Here is a 1,434-nt window from a genome sequence, read left to right on the forward strand (position 1 = left end):
TCGTATGCGACTGCGACTCGCGCACCACCCGTCCGGCCGCATCGAAGGCGAAGCGTACCTCGGCCGTGGGGCTGGTAAAGGAGGCCAGCTGGCCATCGGCGCGCCAGGCGAAATGCTCGGTGATCGCGGGCGCACATGCGGTGGCCGGCAGGTGACGGGCGATGAGACGGCCCACGGCGTTGTAGGTGCGGCTTCAAACGACTCTGACCCTTTTGATTCCATTTATTGATGAGAAACACTCTTGATGAGGCGATTGCAAGCATTCCTATGGGTCGGTGAAAGGGACGTTATCCAGCCTGTCTCAATTGAGAACTTGTAGCCTACAAGGGTGCCGTTCACGTCTACGCAGCATGCGACGCCGGCTGCTGCCGTTAGCAATTTCTTACAGCTGTTATTATTAATGAACGATTTTGCATTCAACGCCTCCCCTGTTTCATAGATTACATCGGGACCATCGTACCCAAAATCTTCAACTGTAAGTTTATCCCCTTTGTATGTTATATAGTTAGGCCCCACGGTTGCGGCTTCGAATCCAAGAGACGGTGCTCCAAGGAGGTTTTTATAGATTGTTGATTTTGTTTTTTCAATTTTTGCAATTACTTGTCTATTTCTCGCAATAAGAATTCCGTCCTGTCCATCGATATATATTATTCGATATCCATTCATATCGACAAAATTTAGTTTTGCAGAGAAGTAGTCGTCGCTACGCCCTGTTCTATTCATTTTTATAGCAAAGTTCAACTCGTCTTCTGGAATCTCATTAAGGGTCGTGATCTCCGTGAGTGTGCCTGTATGAACATCCAGTGTTGTTCTTTGTGACTGACATCCGAAAACAAAAAACACCGCTAGAATTGCATTGTAAAACCCCGATTTTATTTTTTTAGACATATGCTGACAACATGGCTGTATCCTTCTTCAAAGGTATTGAATTCATTCCAGTCGATCTTGTTTACTTCTTCTCCAATGCAGGTGTTGGTATTCATTGTATGGTCGCCAAGAGCCATGAATATACGGTGGTCATTGCGTGCGGCAGATTCTAGAACGCTACCAATTGCCGTGGCGCCCTGACTGGCTGCAGTTCCCGCCGATATCAGACCACCTGGTGAGTTTGACATCCCATTCGTTCCCGCTGTGATCGCCGCGTTTATAGCGGTATCGCGCGCATTCGCGAGTTGAGGTGAAACTCCGTCGAGGCCTAAGGGGTCAACTCGCCTCAGTGGGTTTATTGGGTAAGCATATCCGTTTAAGCCACCCCACAACCCAATCGGATCCTGCGTCACATACCGCCCCTGCGTTGGATCGTAGTACCAGGGCTATCGCACCTATCTGACATAGCGGAATCCAAAATCACGTTTACGGTCATGCATTTACAAAACCCCTGTTCACAGTCGCTGATTTTGTGTAGCTTCCTCGTCTTTTGGGGCTCCCATGACG

At 48.7% G+C, this 1,434-nt stretch carries 1 protein-coding gene and 1 pseudogene; both read right to left on the minus strand.

The window, feature by feature from the left end; genetic code table 11:
• Positions 1-222: 222 nt before the first annotated feature.
• The gene (locus DNK49_RS24015; protein ID WP_133255166.1) at positions 223-888 is read right to left on the minus strand and encodes a hypothetical protein; all 666 of its coding nucleotides are present in this window, start codon (positions 886-888) and stop codon (positions 223-225) included.
• A pseudogene (locus tag DNK49_RS25285) lies at positions 873-1,295 on the minus strand (hypothetical protein); the annotation flags it as partial. The gene DNK49_RS24015 and the pseudogene DNK49_RS25285, both read right to left, overlap by 16 nt.
• Between the last annotated feature and the right edge of the window lie 139 nt (positions 1,296-1,434).

Origin of the sequence: Parazoarcus communis SWub3 = DSM 12120 (assembly GCF_003226565.1) — a bacterium.
GTDB classification, from domain to species: domain Bacteria; phylum Pseudomonadota; class Gammaproteobacteria; order Burkholderiales; family Rhodocyclaceae; genus Parazoarcus; species Parazoarcus communis.

Excerpts from the sequence above, each read along its gene's own strand:
- DNK49_RS24015 (WP_133255166.1), bottom strand. The coding sequence starts at position 888 with ATGTCTAAAAAAATAAAATCGGGGTTTTACAATGCAATTCTAGCGGTG.